20 protein-coding genes and 1 other RNA gene are annotated in these 22,058 nt (G+C 41.9%); 9 read left to right on the forward strand and 12 right to left on the reverse strand.

Annotated elements, in window-relative coordinates; genetic code table 11:
* Positions 1-38 precede the first annotated feature (38 nt).
* Positions 39-6,266: a CLIPPER-2 domain-containing protein gene (locus tag RE474_RS02050; protein WP_309311329.1), complete on the reverse strand. Its 6,228-nt coding sequence runs from the start codon at positions 6,264-6,266 to the stop codon at positions 39-41.
* Positions 6,267-6,758: 492 nt separating this feature from the next.
* On the opposite strand from RE474_RS02050, the gene RE474_RS02055 reads away from it, so the two are divergent.
* Positions 6,759-7,025, forward strand: a complete 267-nt coding sequence (locus RE474_RS02055) for a hypothetical protein (protein WP_309311330.1) — start codon at positions 6,759-6,761, stop codon at positions 7,023-7,025.
* Between the two features lie 331 nt (positions 7,026-7,356).
* Here RE474_RS02055 and RE474_RS02060 read toward each other — a convergent pair whose 3' ends face one another.
* Positions 7,357-7,575, reverse strand: a complete 219-nt coding sequence (locus tag RE474_RS02060; RefSeq protein WP_309311331.1) for a DUF5652 family protein — start codon at positions 7,573-7,575, stop codon at positions 7,357-7,359.
* A 259-nt stretch (positions 7,576-7,834) separates the two neighbouring features.
* On the opposite strand from RE474_RS02060, the gene endA reads away from it, so the two are divergent.
* From endA to RE474_RS02080, 4 genes are all read left to right on the forward strand, one after another.
* Positions 7,835-8,893, forward strand: coding sequence for a tRNA-intron lyase (endA, locus tag RE474_RS02065; protein WP_309311332.1), 1,059 nt, complete (start codon positions 7,835-7,837; stop codon positions 8,891-8,893).
* Between the two features lie 77 nt (positions 8,894-8,970).
* Entirely contained in the window at positions 8,971-9,363 is a 393-nt protein-coding gene (locus RE474_RS02070; protein WP_309311333.1) for a DUF2209 domain-containing protein, read from the forward strand.
* Positions 9,364-9,385: 22 nt separating this feature from the next.
* Positions 9,386-10,636, forward strand: coding sequence for a GTPase HflX (gene hflX / locus RE474_RS02075; protein ID WP_309311334.1), 1,251 nt, complete (start codon positions 9,386-9,388; stop codon positions 10,634-10,636).
* Positions 10,637-10,881: 245 nt separating this feature from the next.
* Positions 10,882-11,553 (forward strand): CehA/McbA family metallohydrolase, encoded by a 672-nt coding sequence (locus RE474_RS02080; RefSeq protein ID WP_309311335.1) that lies wholly within the window; start codon positions 10,882-10,884, stop codon positions 11,551-11,553.
* A gap of 23 nt (positions 11,554-11,576) precedes the next feature.
* On the opposite strand, the gene RE474_RS02085 is transcribed toward RE474_RS02080, so the two are convergent.
* The 4 genes from RE474_RS02085 to RE474_RS02100 form a co-directional block, all read right to left on the reverse strand.
* Positions 11,577-12,281 carry a dihydromethanopterin reductase (acceptor) gene (locus tag RE474_RS02085; RefSeq protein WP_309311336.1) on the reverse strand — a complete coding sequence of 235 codons (705 nt, stop codon included), beginning with the start codon at positions 12,279-12,281 and terminating at the stop codon, positions 11,577-11,579.
* 66 nt (positions 12,282-12,347) lie between these two features.
* Entirely contained in the window at positions 12,348-12,935 is a 588-nt protein-coding gene (locus RE474_RS02090) for a DUF447 domain-containing protein (RefSeq protein WP_309311337.1), read from the reverse strand.
* On the reverse strand, positions 12,935-13,891 hold the full coding sequence (locus RE474_RS02095; RefSeq protein WP_309311338.1) for a triphosphoribosyl-dephospho-CoA synthase: 957 nt from the start codon (positions 13,889-13,891) through the stop codon (positions 12,935-12,937). Before RE474_RS02095 ends, RE474_RS02090 begins: the two co-directional genes overlap by 1 nt.
* Positions 13,892-13,939: 48 nt before the next feature.
* A complete protein-coding gene (locus RE474_RS02100; protein ID WP_309311339.1) occupies positions 13,940-15,082 on the reverse strand; it encodes a methanogenesis marker 9 domain-containing protein in 1,143 nt (380 codons plus the stop codon).
* 236 nt (positions 15,083-15,318) lie between these two features.
* Here RE474_RS02100 and RE474_RS02105 point away from each other — a divergent pair, with 236 nt between their 5' ends.
* The 3 genes from RE474_RS02105 to RE474_RS02115 all read left to right on the forward strand — a co-directional run bounded on the left by RE474_RS02105 (position 15,319) and on the right by RE474_RS02115 (position 16,639).
* A complete protein-coding gene (locus tag RE474_RS02105) occupies positions 15,319-15,525 on the forward strand; it encodes a hypothetical protein (RefSeq protein WP_309311341.1) in 207 nt (68 codons plus the stop codon).
* Positions 15,526-15,782: 257 nt separating this feature from the next.
* Positions 15,783-16,334 (forward strand): TMEM165/GDT1 family protein, encoded by a 552-nt coding sequence (locus RE474_RS02110; RefSeq protein WP_309311342.1) that lies wholly within the window; start codon positions 15,783-15,785, stop codon positions 16,332-16,334.
* A gap of 173 nt (positions 16,335-16,507) precedes the next feature.
* The gene (locus RE474_RS02115; protein WP_274377629.1) at positions 16,508-16,639 is read left to right on the forward strand and encodes a hypothetical protein; all 132 of its coding nucleotides are present in this window, start codon (positions 16,508-16,510) and stop codon (positions 16,637-16,639) included.
* Positions 16,640-16,675: 36 nt separating this feature from the next.
* On the opposite strand, the gene RE474_RS02120 is transcribed toward RE474_RS02115, so the two are convergent.
* Positions 16,676-16,912 carry a hypothetical protein gene (locus RE474_RS02120; protein ID WP_309311343.1) on the reverse strand — a complete coding sequence of 79 codons (237 nt, stop codon included), beginning with the start codon at positions 16,910-16,912 and terminating at the stop codon, positions 16,676-16,678.
* Between the two features lie 177 nt (positions 16,913-17,089).
* On the opposite strand from RE474_RS02120, the gene rnpB reads away from it, so the two are divergent.
* An RNA gene (gene rnpB / locus RE474_RS02125) (RNase P RNA component) lies at positions 17,090-17,473 on the forward strand.
* Between the two features lie 22 nt (positions 17,474-17,495).
* Here the strand turns inward: rnpB and RE474_RS02130 are convergent.
* The 5 genes from RE474_RS02130 to RE474_RS02150 all read right to left on the reverse strand — a co-directional run bounded on the left by RE474_RS02130 (position 17,496) and on the right by RE474_RS02150 (position 22,002).
* On the reverse strand, positions 17,496-18,629 hold the full coding sequence (locus RE474_RS02130; RefSeq protein ID WP_309311344.1) for a geranylgeranyl reductase family protein: 1,134 nt from the start codon (positions 18,627-18,629) through the stop codon (positions 17,496-17,498).
* Positions 18,630-18,640: 11 nt separating this feature from the next.
* Positions 18,641-19,261: a DUF116 domain-containing protein gene (locus tag RE474_RS02135; RefSeq protein ID WP_309311345.1), complete on the reverse strand. Its 621-nt coding sequence runs from the start codon at positions 19,259-19,261 to the stop codon at positions 18,641-18,643.
* Positions 19,254-19,892, reverse strand: coding sequence for a DUF116 domain-containing protein (locus RE474_RS02140; RefSeq protein ID WP_309311346.1), 639 nt, complete (start codon positions 19,890-19,892; stop codon positions 19,254-19,256). Before RE474_RS02140 ends, RE474_RS02135 begins: the two co-directional genes overlap by 8 nt.
* Positions 19,893-19,961: 69 nt before the next feature.
* Positions 19,962-21,206 (reverse strand): (Fe-S)-binding protein, encoded by a 1,245-nt coding sequence (locus tag RE474_RS02145; RefSeq protein WP_309311347.1) that lies wholly within the window; start codon positions 21,204-21,206, stop codon positions 19,962-19,964.
* 1 nt (position 21,207) lies between these two features.
* Positions 21,208-22,002, reverse strand: coding sequence for a respiratory nitrate reductase subunit gamma (locus RE474_RS02150; protein WP_309311348.1), 795 nt, complete (start codon positions 22,000-22,002; stop codon positions 21,208-21,210).
* Positions 22,003-22,058 lie beyond the last annotated feature (56 nt).

Below are 22,058 nucleotides of genomic sequence, written 5' to 3' on the forward strand. Positions count from 1 at the left end.
ACCTGAGCCATTTATATTTTATATTTCATATTTATTTCTTACTTCTTCTTGTATTCAACTGTAATACCGTCCCAGCTTGAAATAACTTCGGCACCATCCTGATACATTACGAAAAGGTATGTTACATCTGGTGTTCCTGTTGGCACATATCCCTGCAGACTACTGAGGGTATACTTTACACCAAGGTAGTAGGTTTCACCAGGGGTCACACCTGTCACCGTAAGTACCGGATTTTCACCAGACATGTTCACGGTTGCATTCTGGACCTTTAGACAGTCAGAATCCCAGAGGATAATCTGACCTTCATCCTGAATAGCTATGTCTGGCCATCCAGCAGTATTGTTCTGGTCGACCTCAATAACCACAGTGTCACTAGTTGGTGTGACATCACTGTAGTAGAACATAACACCAGGTGCAACACTCTGGATTTCTCCTGTCTTCTTTAGGACCATGTAATATGCTGTTTCCAGATCATCCGCTGTGCCTGTTCTAAAGTCATAGCATGTAGTCTGGGTAGGAGCTATCTGGGCTGTTGCGTTGACCTGTGTAACCACGGCTGAAGCTGAAGCAAAGACAGGGGCACCTTGTGGATCATATCCTGTAACCGTTGCTGTGTTAGGCACGATGTTGGGGAACGGTCCAGCCAGATCAGCTGCCTGAATCATATAAGTACCTACGAATTCAGCAGACTGGCCTACTGACAATACACCAGTAAAGCTCGCATCTACCGCATTAACAGATGCAAGAAGCGTATCGGTCACAAACGTACCATTCAGAGTAACGGTACCATCGTTGGTAGCGTTGAGTGTATAGTGAATGACCTGACCTTCATAGGTGTATATTATTGGGTCAGCTGTCTTGGTCAGAGCTATGTGTGGATACTGTGGGATCATGACAGTCTCATCGTCGGTGTCATTGACAGTCTCATCCTGTGGACTGGTACCTTCAGCGGTTGCATTGTTGTATACAGAGCCCATATCAAGGTCTGCCTGGGTAAGGGCATAGGTAGCAGTGAATGTAACCATATCACCAGGTGCAACTGAAGCATATTCGGCAGGTGTGATTGAACTCATGCCTGCGAGGATATCCTCCGTTACACTGACATTGTAGAGTGTAACTGTACCGATGTTGGTGACATTGAAGGTGTAGGAGACATTCTCGCCGACCTGGCCGTAACCATCACCACTCTCATCCATGAACTCACCTGTCTTGACAAGATCGATCATTGGATTCTCTGGGATCAGAACAGTCTCATCGTCGGTGTCATTGACAGTCTCATCCTGTGGACTGGTACCTTCAGCGGTTGCATTGTTGTATACAGAGCCCATATCAAGGTCTGCCTGGGTAAGGGCATAGGTAGCAGTGAATGTAACCATATCACCAGGTGCAAGTGAAGCATATTCAGCAGGTGTGATTGAACTCATGCCTGTGAGCATATCCTCCGTTACACTGACATTGTAGAGTGTAACTGTACCGATGTTGGTGACATTGAAGGTGTAGGAGACATTCTCGCCGACCTGGCCGTAACCATCTCCACTCTCATCCATGAACTCACCTGTCTTGACAAGATCGATCATTGGATTCTCTGGGATCATTACAGTCTCATCGTCGGTATCATTGACAGTTTCATCCTGTGGACTGGTACCTTCAGCGGTTGCATTGTTGTATACAGAGCCCATATCAAGGTCTGCCTGGGTAAGGGCATAGGTTGCAGTGAATGTAACCATATCACCAGGTGCAACTGAAGCATATTCAGCAGGTGTGATTGAACTCATGCCTGTGAGCATATCCTCCGTTACACTGACATTGTAGAGTGTAACTGTACCGATGTTGGTGACATTGAAGGTGTAGGAGACATTCTCGCCGACCTGTCCGTAACCATCTCCACTCTCATCCATGAACTCACCTGTCTTGACAAGATCGATCATTGGATTCTCTGGGATCATTACAGTCTCATCGTCGGTATCATTGACAGTCTCATCCTGTGGACTGGTACCTTCAGCGGTTGCATTGTTGTATACAGAGCCCATATCAAGGTCTGCCTGGGTAAGGGCGTAGGTTGCAGTGAATGTAACCATATCACCAGGTGCAAGTGAAGCATATTCGGCAGGTGTGATTGAACTCATGCCTGTGAGCATATCCTCCGTTACACTGACATTGTAGAGTGTAACTGTACCGATGTTGGTGACATTGAAGGTGTAGGAGACATTCTCGCCGACCTGTCCGTAACCATCTCCACTCTCATCCATGAACTCACCTGTCTTGACAAGATCGATCATTGGATTCTCTGGGATCATTACAGTCTCATCGTCGGTATCATTGACAGTTTCATCCTGTGGACTGGTACCTTCAGCGGTTGCATTGTTGTATACAGAGCCCATATCAAGGTCTGCCTGGGTAAGGGCGTAGGTTGCAGTGAATGTAACCATATCACCAGGTGCAAGTGAAGCATATTCGGCAGGTGTGATTGAACTCATGCCTGTGAGCATATCCTCCGTTACACTGACATTGTAGAGTGTAACTGTACCGATGTTGGTGACATTGAAGGTGTAGGAGACATTCTCGCCGACCTGTCCGTAACCATCTCCACTCTCATCCATGAACTCACCTGTCTTGACAAGATCGATCATTGGATTCTCTGGGATCATTACAGTCTCATCGTCGGTATCATTGACAGTTTCATCCTGTGGACTGGTACCTTCAGCGGTTGCATTGTTGTATACAGAGCCCATATCAAGGTCTGCCTGGGTAAGGGCGTAGGTTGCAGTGAATGTAACCATATCACCAGGTGCAAGTGAAGCATATTCAGCAGGTGTGATTGAACTCATGCCTGTGAGCATATCCTCCGTTACACTGACATTGTAGAGTGTAACTGTACCGATGTTGGTGACATTGAAGGTGTAGGAGACATTCTCGCCGACCTGTCCGTAACCATCTCCACTCTCATCCATGAACTCACCTGTCTTGACAAGATCGATCATTGGATTCTCTGGGATCATTACAGTCTCATCGTCGGTATCATTGACAGTTTCATCCTGTGGACTGGTACCTTCAGCGGTTGCATTGTTGTATACAGAGCCCATATCAAGGTCTGCCTGGGTAAGGGCGTAGGTTGCAGTGAATGTAACCATATCACCAGGTGCAAGTGAAGCATATTCAGCAGGTGTGATTGAACTCATGCCTGTGAGCATATCCTCCGTTACACTGACATTGTAGAGTGTAACTGTACCGATGTTGGTGACATTGAAGGTGTAGGAGACATTCTCGCCGACCTGTCCGTAACCATCTCCACTCTCATCCATGAACTCACCTGTCTTGACAAGATCGATCATTGGATTCTCTGGGATCATTACAGTCTCATCGTCGGTATCATTGACAGTTTCATCCTGTGGACTGGTACCTTCAGCGGTTGCATTGTTGTATACAGAGCCCATATCAAGGTCTGCCTGGGTAAGGGCGTAGGTTGCAGTGAATGTAACCATATCACCAGGTGCAAGTGAAGCATATTCGGCAGGTGTGATTGAACTCATGCCTGTGAGCATATCCTCCGTTACACTGACATTGTAGAGTGTAACTGTACCGATGTTGGTGACATTGAAGGTGTAGGAGACATTCTCGCCGACCTGTCCGTAACCATCTCCACTCTCATCCATGAACTCACCTGTCTTGACAAGATCGATCATTGGATTCTCTGGGATCATTACAGTCTCATCGTCGGTATCATTGACAGTTTCATCCTGTGGACTGGTACCTTCAGCGGTTGCATTGTTGTATACAGAGCCCATATCAAGGTCTGCCTGGGTAAGGGCATAGGTTGCAGTGAATGTAACCATATCACCAGGTGCAACTGAAGCATATTCGGCAGGTGTGATTGAACTCATGCCTGTGAGCATATCCTCCGTTACACTGACATTGTAGAGTGTAACTGTACCGATGTTGGTGACATTGAAGGTGTAGGAGACATTCTCGCCGACCTGTCCGTAACCATCTCCACTCTCATCCATGAACTCACCTGTCTTGACAAGATCGATCATTGGATTCTCTGGGATCATTACAGTCTCATCGTCGGTATCATTGACAGTCTCATCCTGTGGACTGGTACCTTCAGCGGTTGCATTGTTGTATACAGAGCCCATATCAAGGTCTGCCTGGGTAAGGGCATAGGTAGCAGTGAATGTAACCATATCACCAGGTGCAACTGAAGCATATTCGGCAGGTGTGATTGAACTCATGCCTGCGAGGATATCCTCCGTTACACTGACATTGTAGAGTGTAACTGTACCGATGTTGGTGACATTGAAGGTGTAGGAGACATTCTCGCCGACCTGGCCGTAACCATCACCACTCTCATCCATGAACTCACCTGTCTTGACAAGATCGATCATTGGATTCTCTGGGATCAGAACAGTCTCATCGTCGGTGTCATTGACAGTCTCATCCTGTGGACTGGTACCTTCAGCGGTTGCATTGTTGTATACAGAGCCCATATCAAGGTCTGCCTGGGTAAGGGCATAGGTAGCAGTGAATGTAACCATATCACCAGGTGCAACTGAAGCATATTCGGCAGGTGTGATTGAACTCATGCCTGCGAGCATATCCTCCGTTACACTGACATTGTAGAGTGTAACTGTACCAATGTTGGTGACATTGAAGGTGTAGGAGACATTCTCGCCGACCTGGCCGTAACCATCACCACTCTCATCCATGAACTCACCTGTCTTGACAAGATCGATAGCTGGAGTCTGTGGTATTGGTATACTGTAAGAATCTGTATCGTTCACCTGTATACCCTGAGGACTGGTACCTACAGCTGTTGCTGTATTGTTGACCCATCCTGCGTTAATATCAGCCTGTGTGAGGTCATATTGTCCTGTGAATATCTGGTATTCTCCTGGATCCAGTGAGATATTAGTTGGTGTTATGTTATAGATGCCTAGCAGTATATCTGTGACATTCACATAGTTGAGATTTATTGTACCATTGTTGGTAACATTGAATTCATAGTTGATCATGTCACCAGGTGTTGCCGTTCCATCTCCACCTACATCCAGTATACCTATTTTCTCGATATCTATTGACGGTGTACCTATAACGAGTACAGTTGCCGTATCAGTAGCAGTAAGGGTTGTAGGTTCGATAATTGAATCATTACCTGCTGCAGTAGCGGTGTTAATTACAATTCCCAAGGTAGATGGACTGAACAAATGCACCCCAGAAGCACTACCCCCTGCTGCAAGGTCATCAGCAGTTCCATCGCCATCAAGATCAGTAAGCAGCGTAGTCAATAGCAAAACGGCAAAATCATCAGTGTCATCACCAGATGTACCAGCATCATCGACTACATTTACATTGTAGAGAGGAGCATCTCCGTTATTTTCGACCACATAGAGGTACTTGACAGTTTCACCGTAAGTAATTGTCAATGAATCATTTCCGGGGAAATCTCCATCAGTTGTTGTTACGGTCTTAGTGATACTGATCATAGGATACCCAATGTTTCCGGTCTGCTTGAAAGGAATATTCTGTCCACTTCCCTGGGCAATATCGTCTGGTGGTTCCACTGCAGTATCATTATTAATAAATGTCAGCCAGGATTCCACAAGATCGGCCTGCAAATTACCTGTAGGGTTTGATCCGGGGTCGCAGAACAATTTAGTATCTATCCTGACGACCACTGTTTCATTTGCATCCAGATCTGTAAGTTCAATGGTGGCCCACAATTCCGAGCCAGCAGTGAAAATTGGGCCAGTTGTTGTCTTACTTACAAGTGTTGCTACACTTCCGCCATCATCGTAGATTCCATCGTCAATGTTATTCTCGCCAGCGATCAGGTCCTCTATTGTGCCATAATTCACATGCACGTCTACAACATCACCGATTGCTACACCGGATTGTCCAGTTGTATCCATCAAAAATGAAAAGTTCATCTCGATCGTTTGTGGCGCATCCGTTTGTGCAGATGCAGTATTATCAACATGTACGACTGCAAAGAAAGTGACAATATCACCACATTTGTAGTCGCCTCCTTCCAGCGAATTGACAATATCCTCATTTACACCAACAGTTCCATCATCATAAGCACCACCACCTGTCAAGTGGTTATAACTTCCTGGTGCAGCTGCAACAAAGTCAACTGAAATATCACTGTCGGCTGCAGATGCAACCATTGCCAATGATGTTATTATCAATGCCAATGCAAATAGCAATGTCACTGAAGATTTTACTCTTCCGTGCATAGCCACCGCTAGCTTTATGGTTTTGTTCATTGTTTCCACTCCACAGTAGTATTTTCTTTGACAATGTGAAATACTATGACTTGATCTGTTATGCAGAAACAAACAGAGACTTAACTACCCCATGAAATCTACTGTTTCAAAAAAACTTCTGCTGACATTGAAGTTATAGGCTTCCACACCGTAAACTCCGATATTACATATTCTGTTTGTATGTTATATATTCATATGTGATTTTTATAAGAAGTGTAGAAAATATTCAGTTACTATTATTTTATTTTGTAAATCTTATGCAAAAATAGCACTTTTTGAGCAATATATTAATAAATTCATTTTAAAAAAAGACCTTCATTTCCAGACATTATCTTTGTCTTAACCACACCAACTATTATTATAGTTAATCAATGTATATTTATTTCTCTTATCGTATATGTATTTACTTGTGCAGTACAATCTCCTTTAAGAAATTTTCTAATTAGCTCTAAAATCCCTCCATTCTAATTAGACTTATCGCGCCAGAACAATATGAATGCTGAAAGTGTTAAAAATCACTGTGTTTTCACTACCCATACGCCAATTGAAAGCGGACATGATGTTTTTTCACATGATATTGTAATGGAACTAATGGAGAATTACGTGGATTTTGAAACTCTGAAAAAGTATGGTGGAGAGTATGAGTTGAACATGACCCTTCTTGGTCTGAACATCTCCAACTATGTAAACGGAGTTGCAAAAAGACACACAGAAATATCCCAGAAAATGTTCCCCGGATACAAAGGCAACGGTTTTTGACTTTGTCTCATGGGTAATTTCCATGACAGTGCGTATCCCATCTCCTTTATCAGGCACTACCATCTGCTCAACAATCAGCTTTTGTATGGGCCCTATTTCAACATTCTTGCAAGCTCTGCATCCTGTCCATGGAAAAACCATCTGCAACGGCAATTAATGTTCTGTACTATGAAAGATATCGTAATACACCTTCCCTGACAACGTTCATTACGTGAAGTACAGTAGGTTCAACATCCTTTGTAAGAAGGCCTATTACTACATCAACTTCGCCAATCTCTTCTATTTAGTCTAATATTCCATGACTGAGTTCCATCTAACCTACTCCCCATGGTCAGATCCCTTTCTTATTTTTTCGGAAAATATAGATATACAATATAGGCAGAATTCCCAGTGTATTGATTATCAATATGGCAATAAACCAGTACTTATCATCATTTCTTGCAGCTTTCCATAAGCCGACACCTTTCCAGAGAAGTTCCCACAGGACAAGTGCTATGACAAAAGCCATGAATGCTGGATTTTGATACGACAGTAACGTCATTCCTATCATATTTTACACTCCCACATAAATTTGGATTCTTAGTGTATAAAAGGTTGTCCGTATTTTTGTTTGCAATCTGTTGCATGATTCGCATGAAGAATGACTAAAACTGAACCTTTCAGTTTTCCTTCTCCATTTTTTTATAACCTGCCAGTATCACATTTCCTGAAACTGCAGATATTCCATTCCACCACGGTTAAATATATAGTACAATATTTGAATCCCTATACACTCTTAAACGTATTCTTATTTATTTCAGGTGAATTTTTTGATCGGAAAACTAGTCAAAGAAAAGGTAAAATCCGGAAAGCAGGCCATCAACGAGCTTTACAACACCGGATACTATGGTCGTCCTAAGGGCGAGGTTCTTGAGCTTACACTTGTTGAAGCCGCATATCTGATTTACAAGAACAAGCTCGAGATAACTCTGGATGAAAAGAACCTTGGGTTTGAAGAGTTTTTCACCGAAGCATCTAAAAGACAGCAGTTCTTTGAACTGAAATACATCGTTTATAAAGACCTCCGTGAAAGAGGCTACTATGTCCAGCCCAGTGTAACTGACTTCAGGGTATATCCAAGAGGCAGTCATCCCGGCAAAACACAGGCAAAGATGTTCGTTTACGTCAGGTCAGAACGTGTGCCAATGCAGCTGAAAGATCTGCTTGCCCAGTATAATGCTGCACTTAACGTTCGCAAACAAATGATTCTTGCCATCGTTGACGAGGAAAGTGACATCACATATTACGAAGTAAAAAGACTGGACATAAAAGGAGAAATGGAACAGATTCTCCCTATGGAAAAACCTGTATCTGTTACGATGCTTGAAGACCGCGTTCTTGTCTGGGACGGCGAAACATCCAGGCTTCTTTATGAGAACGGCTTTTACGGTAAACCACTTGACAACGAACGCCTTCAACTGTCACTTGTGGAGTCTGCATACCTTCTTGAAAAAGGCATTATCGAGATAAAGAACAGCAATAATGAAATTATTCCTGATATATCAGAATTCACAGAAATTGCAGCTTCAATTGATCCGGATTTCAAACGCAAGTACAATACTTATGTAGACCTGCGTAGCAGAGGATTTGTACCGAAGACCGGGTTTAAGTTCGGAACGCATTTCAGGGTTTACAGCGAGGTGTATTCAACTGATAAGCTCCCTCACTCAAACTACCTGATACATGCAATACCGCATGATCATGAATTCTTACTCCCTGTGATGTCCAGAGCAATCAGGCTTGCAAACAGTGTCAGAAAACAGATGCTCTATGCAGTAGAATTTGCTGATGCTATCGAGTACATCGATATTGGCAGAATAAAGATGTGATTATTGCGAATGGGCGGGATAGAGCTTACTCCAAAACCGCTCAAACTTAAATAATATACCTGTCTTTGCTTTAGAAGATGTTTGATATAATTGCAGTGGATATCTCAGGAAGACATAAAGTAAATGATGAATACCTCATGGTATGTGCAGCTGTTGCTGCTTCTGTTACTGCAGACCACATAGAGAAGATCAACCAGATAACTCTGAGAACTTTCAGGAGCAAATCCGCACCTGATATCCAGTCAGTTGTAAAAATGATTGAGACCACTGTTTCGGAGCTACAATTCAATGGAACTATTGTCACAGAAGCAGGTGATTTTTACAATAAGCCCCAATGGTTAATTAACAGTATGTTCACCCGGGATTTCAAATATCAGGAATCACTCAGCGAAAGAAGATCTATTGAGATTGCACACCATGCATCCCTCAGTTCACGGAAGCTTCTTTTAAAAGAACTGGAAATCCAGTGAATTATCTCAAACAGGTATCCATATGATGCGTGCTATTTTAGTTAAGAGGAATGACCCCAGGTCTGAAGATGAAAAGAATGAGCTGCAAATGAATGAGCTACGGGAACTTGCCGGAGCTGCAGGCTACAAAGTTATTTCCGAACTGACCCAGACACGGCATCCTGACCGCAAGTATCATCTTGGCAGAGGAAAGGTTGAGGAACTTGCACTGATTGTTGCAGACCTGAAACCCGATAAGGTCATATTCCATAATCCTCTCAGCACCATGCAAATCTACAACATTTCTGAAACATGCCGCTGTGAGACCATCGATAAATTTCAGCTTATCCTGGAGATATTCGCAACCAGAGCCACTACCCATCGTTCAAAATTACAGGTTGAACTTGCAAGGCTGGAATACGAACTCCCACGTGCAAGAGCAGTGATATCTATCCTGAAAAAAGATGAAAGACCTGGTTTTATGGGGCTTGGCGGTTATGAAGACTCATATGCGCAGGATATCAAAAATCGTATGACACGCATCAGGAATGAACTTGAGACCATACAGAAAGATAATGAGTCATTACGGGCACATCGTCATTCAAAAGGTTTTTCACTTGCATCGCTTGCAGGTTACACTAATGCAGGAAAAAGCACTCTTTTTAATGCTCTTGTGGATGAAAATGTCGAATCAAAGGATATGTTATTCACCACTCTGTTACCCACAACAAGATCACTTAAAGTAGAGGGTCGTGATATCCTTATTACAGATACTGTAGGTTTTATAGAAGATCTCCCACACTGGATGGTTGACGCTTTCAGGTCAACACTTGATGAGATATTCCTTGCAGATGTGGTTCTCCTTGTAGTAGATTCTTCGGAAACGTTCGAAACTATACGCAAAAAACTTCTTGTATGTCATGAAACAATGTGGGACCAGTTGCAGGATGTTGCCATTGTGACTGTTTTTAACAAGATAGATCTCATAATAGATGATGAACTGCAGGAAAAGATCACAGGTCTTGCATATCTTGCTCCAAATCCTGTTTCTGTATCTGCAAAAACCGGTTTTGGATTTGAAGAACTCAAAACAAAGATACGAGACCTTTTACCTGAATGGAAAAGGATCGAACTTACAATACCACTATCAGAAGAAGGCATGTCACTTGTAGCATGGATATATGATGAAGGGGTTGTTCACAGTATCAATTACACAGATGTAATTTCAATTGATTTTGAAGCAAGGGACAAGGTTATAAATAAAGCCATATCTCTAGTGAATGGACTATCATGACATGTATATACAACTGCAGTTTATAAATTATTTTATTTGCAGCGTTATATATATATGCTATCGAGTAGTTAGCATATATGCGAACGGGAAATACTCTAATGTACCACCAATCCTATCCAACCACCCAACCACCAAAATTCTATCCCCGTTCGCAGTTTTTCTATTAATCACACTTGTTTGATTCTACCTTATTTTAGCCGTTGAATCTAAATATCTTTATTAACCTTTAAGACCAAGTTGCTTACATGAAGTTCGATCTTCACGTTCATTCCTGTTATTCTAAAGACAGCAACGCCAGTCTGGATGATATTCTTGAATATGCTGCTTCAAACGGACTCGATGGTTTTGCAATATGTGACCATGACCGCATCGAAGGTGGGTTTGCCTGTGCAAAAAGAGCAGAAGAACTCGGCTCAAAACTGATTGTCATTCCAGGTGTTGAAGTCAGCTCCTCAAAAGGCCACATCCTTGTGCTCGGTATCCGTGAGCCAATAGAACCAGGACTCAGTCCTGAAGATACAATCGAAAAAGCACGTCAACAAGATGCAGTTGTTATAATTCCACATCCTTTTAAACTGACATCCCATGGAATAGGTTACATTGAAGGACTGGATGCAGATGCAATCGAAGTCCTGAATTCAAGGTGTGTAACTGATGGCCCCAATAACAAAGCCCAAAAAGCTGCGGAAGAGCTTGGATTCCCTATGGTGGGAGGAAGTGATTCTCATGAAGCTGAAATGGTGGGCAGATCCTATACCAACATTGACACTGATGCCACAACAGCTGAAGAAGTGCTGGATGCCATAAGAGCAGGAAAAACAAGCCCGAGTGGCAGGAAAACACCTGTGTCATTTGTGGTGAAGCAAATGTTCATAGGACACATAAACAAACTTGGAAGACGTCTTGGAATGAGATAAAAAAGAAGTAGTTCTGATTTAACTTATATCTCGGCCATTATTGAAGGTATATCTTCCGGTTTTTCCAGTATGATGATGCCTTCCAGTTCCCTTATTATCTCTACGTTCCTTGCATCGATATCTCTTACTTTCAATTCAACAGGACCGCCTTTTATCGCATTGAACTTGCAGAGATCTTTACAGATACCACATCCGCTGCATTTAAGCAAGTCTATCTGATCGGTTATTGCACCATTTGGACAATTATCCCTTGGAGGACATGGATCACATTTCTGACATTTTTCCCTGGCAATTCCATAAGGAAGCTCTGATATAACTACACCTGCAATATCAACAGGAACCACATAGACCGGCACACCACCTTTTACAGCCTGGGCAACAGCATTGCTTACAAGTGAATCTGCCGTACCGTGTGCTATTTTGGAAACCGTATTGGATGTAGCCGGTGTGACTACAAGAGCATCATACTTATCAAGCAGGAAGCGTCCGGTTTTTGGCCAGCTCTTACCTTGCTGTGTTTCAAGGAAGACTTCCTCAAGGTATTCTCCGCAGGATATCTTTTCCAGTTCCTGTTCAAGTCCATACATCCTCACAACTTCCTCCGCGGCACTGGAAAGGAAAGTGTTCACTCTGATGTCGTATTCACTTTTCATCTGCCCGAATATACCAAAACTTGAGGTGAGAAAATGGCCTGCTCCGGTAATTCCCCATGCTATCGTTTTTGTCATAGGGAGAAAATAGTCTTTCTGTATTATATACTTTGATATACTTGATTTTGCATTGGATCTGAATGATCACAGATAACCATAGAGCAGTTTCATGGCTTCCTTTTCTTTTTCTCCACCGCATTTATCCACAATATTACCATATGCTTTGATGAGCTTGAGATACTTGTCATCACATGTAAGCTGGTATCTGGTTGCGTGGATGCATGCCTCTATTACACCAAAGATCCCACGATTCGGAGCTCTTATACGACATTTATTGATATGTGTCCTCAAAGGAATAAGTTCGGCAACAAGAGCATCAGATGTAAGTTTAATATTGATGCATTCAAAGGCCACCCAGCACTGCGCCTCCTTGAGAGCTACTATAGTCCTGCCATTGATATTAAGTGGTTCAAATTCAGAATCTTTCAGGTCAGAGAATGTGGAGTTAACAAAAGTAATGGCGTCCCATGTGGTATTTGCGACAAGGACTTTTTCAGACAATACATTATCATAAGTAGTGGAACCTTTGAAAAGGCGCACAAAAAGTTTGTCATTTCTGCGGATAATCCCCATAGGTGCAGCATTCATAGACCATCCTCTGTTTGTTGTAACAATGGTTTCCGAAATGCCTTCGTATATCCCGTAATCCTCTAAATTTAATTTTATGTGCATTAAAACCTGACTCCGGCAAGTAATGCTATGAACAGACCTGCGATGATTATATCTGCTGTGGAACCTGGATTTATTTTCTTTTGGAGAAGCTCTTTATCTAGTATCTTAATCAATGGTAATATACTATTAAAGTCCTCACCGATATTATACATTTCCTCAAGTATCTCTTTTGCTTTTTCTGATACATAGAGAGCCGTATCCGTATCATATTTAGTACTTATGAACGTATCCTCATTCTCAGAAAGTATCTTCAGGAATGCGTAAACAGTTACGTTATTTATATCAGCCTGAAGCTTAGGAGACTCCAGACCATTCATGCCATCGATTATCAGTTCCGCACAACGGGCACATCTCTTAAAACCCGTGACCCATTCATTGGCTATGATGTCATAACCTCTGGCAATATCCATGAGCTTGTAAAGACTCATGTCCTTTTCATGGAGTTCATCAATAGCACTGTTGCTTTGAAGATCAAACTCATCTACAGAATTGACCTTGACACCTGCAGCATCAAAACAACTGTAGAAATCCACTGAATCTGACGTGGTGGTATTTTTGACTATCCTGTAAGCAGACTCTGTAAGTTGTAGAATGGTAAAGGTCTCGTCTTCCTCAAATAGTTCCCCGGCAGCCATTGCAAAAGGTATCAGCAAAAGAAAAGCTCCGAAATGAGTATTGCCGCCTTTCTGCCAGCGCATACTTTCAGTAACTGCACTTTTGATAAGTCCCCCTACACCGTTCTCACAGGAAACTGCTTCCTCTATGACAGGATAAACAGCACTTGCAGATGCAAGAAAGTGCTCGTACCGTGTGTCCTCATAATCACTGAACCGGTCAATATTCCCGGGCTTTGGGGAAGATGACACCTCAAGACACATGGCAAGCTGTGCGCACCGTGCAATGTGTGCCGGCAGAGGATAAGTTCCCCTGTCAATTGTGTAGAGTGAATCTATCATCTGTACCTTCTTATACATTCTAATTCAATGTAATTTGAATTTTCCCACTTATGACTGAGTGTTGACTGGTTTTTTAGCGTGTTCCAGAATGTAGTCTGCAAGTTCCTTTTTAAGGCGCATGTACTCTGAATCTGAAAGACCCAAGGTTTCCAGTACTCCATCTCTCAGGTAACATGGTTTTGATATCTTACAACACCAGACAAGACTTCCAAAACATGTGCTGTCGCCATATTCAAGCATTGTACCTTTTGCAAACTCATTCTTTATATCTGCAAATTCCTGTGCAGAATAACCGAGTTTGGCAATATTGTGATGAACAGGACATGGTTTTACAGGCAGGCAACAGAATGCAAGTCCCCTAAGGTCACCTTCTCCGCGGCAAACATGTTTAGGTGCGTTATACCAGCCCATGTCTTCCTGCTGTATTGAGAAACTGTTTACAAGATGGCTTATTATGCCAGGCTCTTCCAGAACAGCGCGTGCTACAGAAACCATGTCAGCTCCTCTTGTGAACATATCCTTTGCAGCTTCAATGTCTGTGACAGAATTATTGCAGATAAGGAACATTCTTGTGGAATCGCGGACCTCTTTTATGAGTTTCAGGTCTGCTCCGGCACCTTCCTGCATTGCATCGAGGTGGAGAATATCTGCACCGGCTGCATCTATTGATTTAACAAGTTCAATGTCATCAACAACATTGGCACGTACTTTTACAGAAAGCACTACACCTGTTTCCTTTATTTTAGAGATCCAGTCAGTGAGTTTTGGAAGGTCACTGAGTAATGCCTGACCGACACCAATATCAGTCATTTCCTTCTGCCTGCAATGTGCATCAAGTTCGAGTATGGCACCGGCATCCCTTACGACCTCTGCTGCCTTTATGAGAGGTTCGATCTTTGAACTTCTCACATTGATCCCGACAACAGGCCCTTCTTTCACAGCTTTTATCTCATCCTCTATAACCTTGAGAGGCTCATGGGACTCGAATTCCTTTCTTCCACGGGAAACCATTTCTGCAGCAGCTTTCTGGGTTGCAGAATCCAGGTTGTATCCTCCAAGGATTACAAGTCCTGCATCATTTGCTTTCTCATTTGCAAAAGTGCTGTTCGTAATTCCCCCCATGGGTGCAAGTGCAATTGGGTTTCTAAAAGAGAAATCCCTTACTTTAATATCAAAAAGATTATCAGACACGTTTTTACCTCAGGTAAATGTAATATATATTAATATCTATCAACATTGACTTGAATTCTTCTATGCCGCTGAATAATGATAGGTTCTATTATTAAAATTGCGCCTTGTATTTAGATATTCTTTCCTGAAAATCCAGGTAAACTTAAAACCTATATACTATCAACACAGACATTTAAAATAACCATAGATTCGCACAGATATGAGTCTATGAATTATGTAAAGTGGAGGTAAAATTCATGAACTGTATTGTTTGTGGTATTGAAAGTGATACGAAATATTGTGATGAATGTGGAAAGGTAATGGATGAGGTAATAAGAACCGTAGGAGAGAAGCGATGGAATGCAATCGATGACTGCTCTTTCATCTACCCGATGGTCCTCAGGGTTGCCAGAGGTGAACTTACCGTCCATGATATAATCCAGGCTCTTGAAGTCGAGGACTGATTACTCTTTTTAAAAAAGGGATCGATAAAAGAGGAAAAGAAAGTAAGCATGAAGCTTACTTTGTTTATCCTTTGAAGAAATTAGAAGAAACTACTGCTGATGCCTGACTGCCCAGGATACATGTAAACTGCAGTACCGGTAAAAAGACTTAACACAGCATTGCCTTTCTTTATTAAATGTACTTTCATACTTTGGTATTATTACATTTGGATACGCGTTAGAAATGTTTTATATAGGAACTACCATTTCCTGTCAATATGATACAGGACATCATTATCCCATTTCTTCTTGTAGGCCTTGCAGAACTTGGAGATAAGACACAAATTGCCGTACTGGTCTTATCAACAAAAACAAGGGAATACGCACGTTTACTTGCCGGAGTGATGCTGGCTTTTATTCTGACAGATGGCCTGGCGATCCTTCTTGGAAATGTTATTGCAAACAGAATACCGATGGATTACGTGCGTATTGGTGCCGGAGTTATGTTCATCATATTCGGCGTGATGACACTGATCAACAAAGATGACGATGATGAAGACGGTTCCTACGAACTAAAAAATCCATTTATGTCCGGTTTTGGTCTTATACTGGTGTCAGAGATGGGAGACAAGACACAACTTGCATCTGCACTTTTTGCAACCCAGTACGATCCGGTTATGGTATTCATCGGTGTCGTCCTTGCACTGTTCCTGCTCTCTTCAATGGCAGTATATGTAGGGAAGATACTCATGGAAAAGATCAATAAAAATACCATTTCCAGAGCTGCAGGTGTCCTCTTTATTGTGATCGGTATTTCATTCTTCCTCTGAAGTACGGTTATTTTTACTTCCTTTTTTGCAGTCAAAACAAAAATTAATAAAGCAGGAGTTTTAATTTTAATAAAGGAGGTTTTACAATAGTACATATACTCAGATGCAAAGACCTTGGCTTTAATGACGATTTCATAGTCATCGACAATGATCCAAAGAAGGCAAAAGAAAGAATGAAGGAACATGTTCTGACTGAGCACAAGGAAGAGTTTGAATCACTATCAGACTTCCATCAGGAAGAGATTATATCAAAAATGGATTTCCTGCTCACACGCGGCTGTGGCTGTGGTGTACTTAAGCTCTAAGCTATTATTATATATTACTAAGAATTTCCTGTTTACTCATTTATGAGATTTCTCTTTTTTTGCCCTGAAAGCAACGTAAACAGCTGCAAGCAATAAGGGAATTCCTATACCCAGTATTAATATTTCTAATCCATTTTCTGCAGCATTGAATCCATCGACAATAAACAGTTCGTTATCAGTTACAGAAACAGCTCCGGAGAATATGAATAGAAATAGTACCGTCAACAGTGTAATACCCAATATTAGATATCTATTATATTTCATACCAACCATTATAGTTGTTTCATCGAATTGTAAATAAGCGTTTTGACTAATAGTGAGTTATTTTTAAAAAGATGTGTAAATTTAAAACATTTTGTAAAATTATAACGACATATCAAATCAAAAAACGATTAAAAAGGGATACAATTTATCATAAGATATATATTGTTTAGTTCCATCTCAATCAGTGAGAGAGGAAGGACGGCCGCCGGGTCATTTGACCTGAGGAAAGTCTCCCCACCTTCTAAACACACGAATGCCTGTAAAGGGCATCGGGCGAGAGCCCGGGCAGTTGCTTTGCAACTCATGTGCTCTGCACATGCTGGCACAGAAACGATACCTTACCATGTAAATGCAATGATGCTTAAAAAGCTGAGGTCTCATGGAATGCGGATGGAACGGCGAATCCTCGTGGGTGCAAGTCAGTAGTAGGGGGCAATGGTTGTTTAGACCATTCCTGAAGTTTATGTACGCGTAGCCGAATGCCGTCAATGCAGCTCTTTATGAGCGCATCATTCTACCAGGTTGGAATAATGTATTGCATTAACAGAAGGGAGCTTACTCTCCTCACTCAACAATACTCTGATTTCAGGTATTAGCTTTTAAGCCAGGAAGATCTGAATCCTGTCACAAATTTTTTAACTAAATCTTTATATGTTTTGTTGTAAGCAGCTACTTCCAGATACGTCTCAAAGAGCTCATTGCTTCTGTTTAGCGCATTGAATACTTTTTCCGGCTGCCTGCACATCAATTTTGCAAGATAAAGTGAATACTTAAGATGTTCGCCAAATTCTGCATAGCACTTCTTTTCATATTCTTTAAGTTTTCCTTTATTGCCTGTATTCATTGAAACAATTTCTGCCGCAATCTGTCCGGATCTTATGGCATAGGGCAAGCCCTCCCCCGTCAGCGCATCAACAAAACCTGCTGCATCCCCGCTTAACAGAACTCTACCTTTCACAAGTTTTCTTTTATGGCCACCACATGGAAGTATATGTCCTTTTAGCTTGTATTCACCGTTAAACCCATTATCTGCAAGGAATTTCTTCATTGTTTGCTTTGGGTGTGGGGAATACTTTGCCATAACACTTCCAAACCCTACGGAAAAATTATCATCATGCGGGAAAATCCAACCATATCCCATTCCTTCAGGACTAAAATCTATTTCAACCAGATCTTCAGGTCTATCAATATTTTTGCAGTCTATTTCAGTAACAAGACATACACCATATCCATCTTTGGTATCCGGTTCTCTAACATGGTTTTTAAGTGTTCCAAGCGCACCGGTTGCAATGATTACAAATTTGCATTTATAGGTGTTTTTATCTGTTGTAACTGCGACTGAATCTGTTTCCTGTAAAATATCAGTGGCTTTTTCCCCTAAATGTACATATATTCCTGTTTCTCTTGCCTTTTCAAGCAGGAAATTATCAAAAGTACTTCTGGTTACAAGGAAATTTATGATCTCATCCTTGTGAAATTCAACAACTTTATCCCTGTAGCGAAGTTTTCCTTTAAAAACAGACTTGTTGATTATCTCTGCAGATATGTCAAAATCCAGATAGGATATCGTATGTCTGGATATTGCTCCTCCACACGGCTTATACCTGGGGAATATTTCTTTTTCTAAAATCAGTGTTTTAAGCCCTTTTTGTCCTGCGATTCTACCAGCAGACGAACCAGAAGGACCGGCTCCTATGATAATAAGATCATATATCTGCGTATCCATCTAATTCCGTATTAACTTGAAAGCATATTAAGTGTTTCAATTACTTTATCGTAATCAACTTTTGTTTTAAAGCATCCATCATTAAGCATGGGAATGCCATATGTTACAATGCTTTTGCCTTTAAGTCCCATCATTACCTTATTAAGTTCATAATCACAGGCAATAAGCAAAGCTGCATCATAGTCTTTTTCTTTGATAATATGTTTCACAAAGGATGAACCTGTGACAATATAAAGATCATACCCATATTTTGGAGCGTCTTTTTTCAATTGACTGAAAACACATTTACCACAAGTAATACACTGAATTCCTGTTCTTTTAGAAGAAGCAGGACAATCCATGGCACGCATGCAATGGGGTGCTATTATCATTCTTTTTGTTGACTTTTTAAAACTGTTCCGATTTGAAATGTTCTTCAGGGAGACCATCCATTTATCGAGTATTCTTGGGTCTGAGAATTTGTAGAAGAAATATTTCAGAGGCATATAGAAAAAGTCCAGTACACCCGCAAAGAATCCTGCAAGCCATACGTGTCTGTTGAGACTTATGCGGCTCACAGCCAGCGCAATACCTGCAAGCAGGAGGGATATTATAAAAATTACAGTGATCAGTATACCGATTGTCTTATACATCACATTCCTCCATCTTTCTAATGACCTCATCCACATCTACTTTTGTATTATAGCATCCATCATGCAATAGTGGAACTCCTTGTACAATCATAAAAGGTGATGCACCCTGCATGGACTCGGCCAGCTCAGGATAGCATCCCACACCAATACAGCTTTCCGGCCGGTGAGCTTTGATGATCTTCTTAACAAAACTACCTCCAGGAATAACATATACTTCGAAATTACTGGTCTTTGCTGCCTGACAAATTGTACCAATATCACACAGACCACATAGCTTGCATTCGTAGCCTATCAAAGGGTCACAGCGTGCCTTACAGTTAGGATGCCTGAGACACTGAGGAAGGAAAACAACCCTGCCATTTTTTATTTCCTTGAACTGGTCAAGCATTACAGCATTACGCACCTCTACAAGAATCTCATCAACAAGTGTGTCCTTGATGCCAAATACCCTGCATATCCATTTTGATGGTCCGTAGAACAAATAGAGAATGAACAGAACAAAATTGGGAAACAGTATTTTATGTTTCTTAAAACTGTAAGCACCCAGAAGTAGTGCTATTAACAAGACAACAAGCGTAGCTAAAGCTACAAAAATGAAGACTTTTCCAAGTAATTCATAAGGGATTGGCATGAGAAATGTAAATAGTACGGATAAGTATATTCAATTTGCCCTAAAAATAAAAAAGATAGAGTGATAAAATCACTCTGGTGCGTCGCTGAGGTCAATTCCCATTGCTTCTGCAGCAAGAACTACTACGTCCTCAACTTCAAGTTCCTTTGCGCCTATTGCGTCCCTTCCGTCACTGAGGTTCCTCTTACAGAATGGACAGGCACTTGAAAGGAGTTCTGCGTTGGTTGCAAGTGCATCTTCAACACGGGTTGAAGCAACACCGAGCGCTAGGTCAGGAATACCTGCCTTTACTCCACCGCCAGCTCCACAGCAGCGCTGGTTCTCTTCGATCCTTTCCATCTCAACGAACTCAATACCTGGAATTGCTTCAAGTACAGCTCTTGGTGGCTCGAATACTCCAACGTGACGTCCAAGGTGGCATGGGTCGTGGTATGTGACCTTCTTGTCAATGGACTTCTCCCATTTGATCTCTCCCTTCTCGATAAGGCCCTGGAGATACTGTGTAATGTGCATTACCTTAAATGGAAGTTCCTTTCCGGTAAGTCTTGGCCAGTCAATAAGTGATGCCCTGAAACATCCTGCACATGCGTAGAGTACGATCTTTGCACCCTTTGCTTTGATGTTGTCGATGTTCTTTTGAGCATTGACCTTTGCAGTTTCGTTGATGAAGTACTGACCTGTCCTGATAAGTGCTGAACCACAGCAGATCTCATCTTCACCGAGCATTGTGAACTTAATGTCAAGCTTGTTAAGCAGACGTGTTGTCGCAAGAGCGAGTTTCCTCTGCTTGAGTTCTGCGGTACATCCACCGAAGTAAAGGATCTCTGCCTTGTCCTGGACCTTGATGTCCTCAGGGAACCAGTTGGTTCTGTTCTTGTTGTCTTCCATGTAAGGGTTCTTGTACTCACCAATGAGCTTAAGGAAAGCACCCTGCTTACCGAATGGACCGTTTCCACGCTTTACAAGATTTGCACGCATGGACTCCCAGAGTTCTACGGTGTTGATCGCAGATTCACAGACTGTTGCGCACATTCCGCAGGTTGTACAGCCATATACGTCATTCTTGAACTGCTCGATCTCTTCCTCAGAGATCTGCTTTGGACCGAAGAGCTTTGCACTAAGTCCGTAGGACTTGTTCATGTATTCTCTCCATCTGAGGATCTTGTCCCTTGGTGCAAGTCCCGGATCCTGTCCGGATGCATCATATGTTGGACACCATTCCACACATTCGCCACAGCGACTGCATGAATCAAGCTCCATAAGCTGGACAGCTGTAAAGTTTTCAGTTGTAATGGATGGTTCACGTTTTGCCATTTTATTCTCCTCCCTTGTTTGCAAGGAGTGCGAGTGGTATCGCAATTACATGGATATATTTACTGAATGGTATGTATGCGATACAGAACAGAAGTGAAATTACCACGTGGAAAAGTGCCATTGGTGGTGCAAGTGATGTGTCCTCGATACCGAATGACCAAATTGTTCCGTTCCTGATACCATCAGCAATGAATCCTGTAATGGTAATAATAGTAAGTCCGATAAGAAGAATAGAGTCGTATGCGATTGTTGCTTCTCTTACCTTTGCAACAAAGAGTCTTCTGTAAATAGCGATGATGATACCAATAAGCAGTATGTAACTGAATATGTCATTTGGCACTGCAAGGAGCTCTCTGAATGTCTCAGGGATCATGAACCATGGAAGTGAATGAGCATATCCTACCTTCTCGCCTATGAGGTGTATCATTTCAACAGCGAACATTGCACCGGACATTGCAAAAAGAGTCATCCAGCCAACGAAAATAGTGAAGTGCATAAACCATCTGAGAGGGCTTCTTCTCAGGATCCTTCTCTGGAAAAGGATGTCAAGGACAAATGTTTCAAGAACGGACTGATTGTGAACGTGTGCATGCTCACTCATCTGGTACATAAGCATTTTAGGGAATGCCATTATACTCTTGGATGGAGCAGCGCCATATCCTGTAGAGCCCATACCCCATTTCTTTAAGTTGATGTACATTCCTACAACAAAAATACCCATGGCAATAAAGGAAATGAGCATCATCTGCACAAAAGTAACCCTTAGTGCATCGGTTACACCGGCAAAATAATCCATATTTTTCTTCTCCTGATGTTATTATAAATATATAATTATTATAAAGACGATTTATT

The organism is Methanolobus sediminis (genome assembly GCF_031312595.1).
Classification (GTDB): Archaea; Halobacteriota; Methanosarcinia; order Methanosarcinales; family Methanosarcinaceae; genus Methanolobus; species Methanolobus sediminis.